The 4,867-nt window shown below is 35.8% G+C and carries 6 protein-coding genes; all 6 read left to right on the top strand.

What is annotated here, in order from left to right; all coding sequences use genetic code 11:
* A partial coding sequence (locus MSI_RS12880) for an ATP-binding protein (protein WP_039924983.1) occupies positions 1-786 on the top strand: 786 nt, incomplete at its 5' end.
* A 21-nt stretch (positions 787-807) separates the two neighbouring features.
* Positions 808-2,151: an FHIPEP family type III secretion protein gene (locus MSI_RS12875; RefSeq protein WP_009107811.1), complete on the top strand. Its 1,344-nt coding sequence runs from the start codon at positions 808-810 to the stop codon at positions 2,149-2,151.
* 15 nt (positions 2,152-2,166) lie between these two features.
* A complete protein-coding gene (locus MSI_RS12870; protein ID WP_009107809.1) occupies positions 2,167-2,604 on the top strand; it encodes a hypothetical protein in 438 nt (145 codons plus the stop codon).
* Positions 2,605-2,673: 69 nt separating this feature from the next.
* The gene (locus MSI_RS12865) at positions 2,674-3,003 is read left to right on the top strand and encodes a hypothetical protein (protein WP_009107807.1); all 330 of its coding nucleotides are present in this window, start codon (positions 2,674-2,676) and stop codon (positions 3,001-3,003) included.
* Positions 3,004-3,038: 35 nt separating this feature from the next.
* Entirely contained in the window at positions 3,039-3,677 is a 639-nt protein-coding gene (locus tag MSI_RS12860; RefSeq protein ID WP_009107805.1) for a hypothetical protein, read from the top strand.
* Positions 3,678-3,804: 127 nt separating this feature from the next.
* Complete coding sequence (locus MSI_RS12855) at positions 3,805-4,779, top strand: hypothetical protein (RefSeq protein WP_009107803.1); 975 nt, start codon at positions 3,805-3,807, stop codon at positions 4,777-4,779.
* Positions 4,780-4,867: the final 88 nt, after the last annotated feature.

Raw genomic sequence — 4,867 nt, 5'->3', positions numbered from 1 at the left:
AGAATTATCGAAAATCCGTATGACATTGAATCATGCAAAAAGAAGACTTCTGATTCCTCATACGATTTAAGTGTTCTAAATACTTCTATTCCAGCTCAGGAAATTGTTGAGATGGTTCAGAATGCCATCGCTAATGACATGAAATCGCAGGGTAATGAAAAAGGCATTCGAATCCTCTTTTACGGATTAAGTGGTGCCGGAAAAACAAATCTTGCTCATTATATTGCAGATTCTTTGGGAAAAGGTGTAATCACAAAAAATGCTTCAGACATACTGGGAATGTTCGTCGGAGAATCAGAAAAGAATATTGCAAAAGCATTTGATGATGCAAAGAAGCAGAAAAAGATACTTCTTTTTGATGAAGTAGATTCTTTTTTTCGTGAAAGGTCCTATGCGTCTCAAAGCTGGGAAATTACCCAGGTAAATGAGTTTCTTACACAAATGGAACAGTTTGATGGAATTGTAATCTGCACCACAAACCTTCGAAACATTATGGATAAGGCAATGCAGAGACGCTTTCACATTATGGTTGAGTTTAAGTCGCTGAAAGAAGAAGGTGTGGAAAGTCTCTTAGGTAAATACTTTCCAAAGTTGAATTTTAATGAAGAAGATATCAGAAAGATTTCAAAGTATCAGAGTGCAACTCCAGGTGATTTTGGAAATATTTCTTCCAGACTCCGCTTTATGAATCTGGAGAAGGTAACGGAAACATACATTACTGATGAAATATGCAAAATGCAGGAAGAAAAAGAATACGGCAAGAGAAGTATTGGTTTTAATAACTAGGAAATGAGGTGGAGGAAGATTATGGACAAATACAGAAAACTTAATTTATTTACATTGGAACTTGGCAGCGATTTGTGTTTAGAAAAAACTCTTGAAGAAATTCTCAAATCAATTCCCTTGATTCGTGAGGAGACCTTTGATAAGTATGGTGTTGTTATTCCAAATGTACGCATAAAAGAAAACAAAGCACTTAAGTCTCTTGAGTACGTAATAAAAGTTAATGGATATGCTGCTGGAAGATTCGAATTCAAAAAGAATTCAATCTTGATTCTAGATACTGGCTTTGTGAAAACCAAAATGACCGGTAAGCCTGCAAAAGAGCCTGTATTTGGAGTACCAGGATTGTGGATTACAAAAGGAAAAAGAGTTGAAGCTGAGCAGAATGGTTATGTTACATTGACAGCTCCAAAAGTTATTAGAGTACATCTGCAAGAGAAGATAAAGGAGAATCTCTCATCAGTAATTACGACTCAATATGTTGGAGAATTATTGGATGAGGTTTTAAAGGAGAATGAATTCCTCTGTACGCAATTAGTCAAGAAATATGGGAATGCATCACTGACAGTTGTAAAACTGGTTCTTTGTTCTCTTTTAGATGAAGAAGTTAGTATTCGGAATTTGCTTCCAATTTTAGAAACTATTTCAAATGAACCTAAATTTGATAGAGCAAAAATTCCAGCTCTTGTAAACAAGGTTAGATGTTCAATTATACCGGATATTATTGGTTCTCTTGGTGAAAGAAATAATGACATTAAGGCACTCTTACTTTCGCAGAAATTATCAGAGTCTATGTTTAATAATTTGACGGAAACTGGAGAAATTGCGTTTAATCCAGCCATAAGAAAACTGTTTTCTAATGAATTGTCTTTGAAAATCAGCGAAATGATAGATCAAGGTTTCTCACCGGTAGTCCTTTGTGTAGAACCGCTTCGATACAGTGTAAAATTCTTTTTTGATTCTCTGGGGATTTCTAATATCCATGTTTTATCTGATATGGAAATGACAGCTGCTATTAGGAAAATGAATACTTCATTACAAGTGTTCGCAACGATTGGGGAAGATTTTGTACCAACTACTGAAAATGCAAAAGAAGCTTCAGGTAACGAAAAAACTCTGGAAGCTTCTCGATCAAAGAAAATTTCCAATGATGATTATGTAAGGCTGCAGGAAAAATTAAACCAGATTGTTGGTAATTTAGAACCATTTGAACAGAAAGTACTCTCAATGCGTTTTGGATTAGGTGAGGAACGTAGTCATACCCTTGAAGAGGTAGGCAATGCTTTTGATATTCCTTTGGAAAAGATTCGAAGGATTGAAGCAAAAGCGCTGCGTCTTTTACGAAAGAACGCTAACAGTGATGAATAAAGTGGGAGAATTACTATGCGAAAAATTATTTTGTTGAGTATTGCTGTTTTAATGATGAGTTCATGTGGTTTCAATAATCAGGTTGATTATGAATCTGATAGTCATGAGCAAATCATTTCATTTGATAAATACGAATGCTTTTTATTGGAGAAAGAGTGTAATAAAGATCCATGGATAGAAAACATGTATTTTTATGATATTCCAGAACAGGATTTTGAAGCTATTTATGATGATTTCCCGGACGGATTCGTGTTAGGGACACAGTCATATTCCTGTGAATATACTTCTGATGAATTATTGGAATGGTGTAAAGAAGCAGAGTCATTGGACTGGAACACTTTCGTAATAACTGAGGAACCAAATGACTCTAATGACTGGAGAAACTGGATTTCTATCTGTTTGGTAAATATTCACCAGAAAGAAATAAAAGTGCATATTGGTTCTTATTTCTAAAATACCATTCCCGTGACTTGGGAATGTACATGGTTTATATTTTGATATATCAGGCAGAAGGAGGTGAATATGCAGAAAGTTTATTTCTCTGGCTACAGTGATTTGAACGGCTTTCCTACCGTAGGAAAGGTTGCAGGAGTTTTGAACGAAACAAATTACTACAACCTAAGCAAGGTTCCTTTGATTTATGACAAGAATTATGAGCTTAGACTGGAACGAATGGCAGCCATTACTGGTGACTGGCATTATTACAACAAACTTCTGAATGTCCGTAGGGAACGGATGGAAGTTGAGGCTGCACATAGAGAGATTCTTGAGAAATATCCGTATGACGGGAAATCTACTTTTGCAGAATTACTTACAGCTGAAATTAATAAGGTTAATTCTAACAATAAATAAGCAGCTGTTGCTTAAAACAGCACAGGAGGACGTCTATGAAAAAGAATGGAATCTTTTTCGCAATTTGTTTGGTTGGTGCTATTACTCTCTCTAGCTGTGCAAGTGCACCAAAGGTAAAAGATGTTTCTGGACCAACAGAAATTATCGAACACAAAGGCACTGCATTTGGTGTTGCTCAGCCAGAATGGGTAGGAACTGTTCTTGGAACACCAAATCAGAAGACATTAAGCAAGGCTCTTGGAATTGATAAACACATCTGGGTTGTATCAAAAACAGGAGAAAATCTTGATTTCGTAAAGACTTGGGCAGATCAGGTTGATGCCCGCGCAGAAATTGGAGCTTCTATCAAACAGGGAATTTCTGATTTTGTTGGAGCTCGAGCCGATGGTGATAAGTCTGATGTTGAAGAAACAGTAGAACGTTATTCAGCACGAGCATCTGCAGTTACTGTTTCCGGCCTTAATAAGGAAACTGACTGGTGGGTACTTGGCCGCACACGTCTTCAGAAGAAGACAGAAACTGAATCAAAGTATACATACCTTGTCGTATATTCAATGGACGAAGATTTGTATGCAAAACAGATTAAAAATGCATTCAAAGGTGAAGACGATAAAGTAGTTGATGAATTAATCCAGTATCTCATGAACTACACAATGGTAGAAGCAAGAGAGTAGAAGAAAGGGGGGGTGAACAAAAATACATCCATGTATTTTTGTTCACTCAGAGTTTGCTAAAAAGCAAACTCTGCAATTTCGCACATCCTGTACGACCGCTAACGCGGAGTTCTTTAGAGGAATGAATATGAAAAAACAGATTATTAACATTTCAATTCTTCTTATGTATTCAGCCCTCTGTTTTGCTTCAAGTCCAAAGTGGCTGACTGATTTGGAGAAGGCTTTTCCGACAGTAGATTATGTCAGAGTTGTTGGAGAAGGTAATTCAGAGAGTTCAGCAAAGAAGTCTGCTCTCTCTGAATTAAGTTCATATTTTAATCAGACTATAACTTCTCAGACACATGCCTTGAAAAGTATTGAACGAGACAATTTTTCCTATATCGAAAAAGGTGATGTAAGACAGAATTTGATAACATCAACAAAATCAGACTTGTTCTCAGTTCAATATACAAACAGTGTTTATGACAAACGAAATGAGAAATATTATGTCTGTGCATATCTTTCTAGAAAAGATGTTTGGACTGTTATTTCTCAGAAAATGGCCGTACTAATAAACAGCTGCAAAAGTTCATTAAGGCAGGTAAACAAGGAAACTGAGATTTTCAATCAATTGATTCAATTTAATCGAACTGAACAATTGTATTCTGTTTTTTATTTGTTATATGAGATGGCGCTGGCAATATATCCTCACCAATGTTCGGAATATACATCATTTGCAGAGAAGTTCGTCTCTGAATTATCAGCATTATCTTCAATACGGGTACAGGCAACGATTAAAGTTATTGTAAATGGTGATAAGCAGAACAGAATTAACGGAAAAATCTGTTCTTTGCTTTCACAAAACGGAATTACTGTTGCAGAAACTAATGCCAGATATGTACTTAATACTGATGTTTTATGGAATGAATCTCAATTCAATGGGATTTATTCCAGTATCCCCCAGATACAAATTACCGTAAGAAATAAGAATACGGGATTAGCTTCTTATGCTACAAAGTGCGAAAAACTGTCTGCTTATAACCAAGAGACCATCGAACAGATTGCTATTGCTAATCTTGAAGAAAAATTAGAAGAACGCTTTATTACAGAATGTTTCCAATAAGCGGAGTTATTAAAAAATACATCCATGTAAAGTTTTTTTAATATAGTCTAGATTTTTGCCCGTTGGCAAAAACTGCGATTTACGTACA

This window comes from Treponema sp. JC4, from assembly GCF_000260795.1.
Taxonomy (GTDB): Bacteria; Spirochaetota; Spirochaetia; order Treponematales; family Treponemataceae; genus Treponema_D.
Note: the sequence above shows the minus strand (reverse complement) of the source record. Positions and strands in the feature narration are given on the sequence as shown.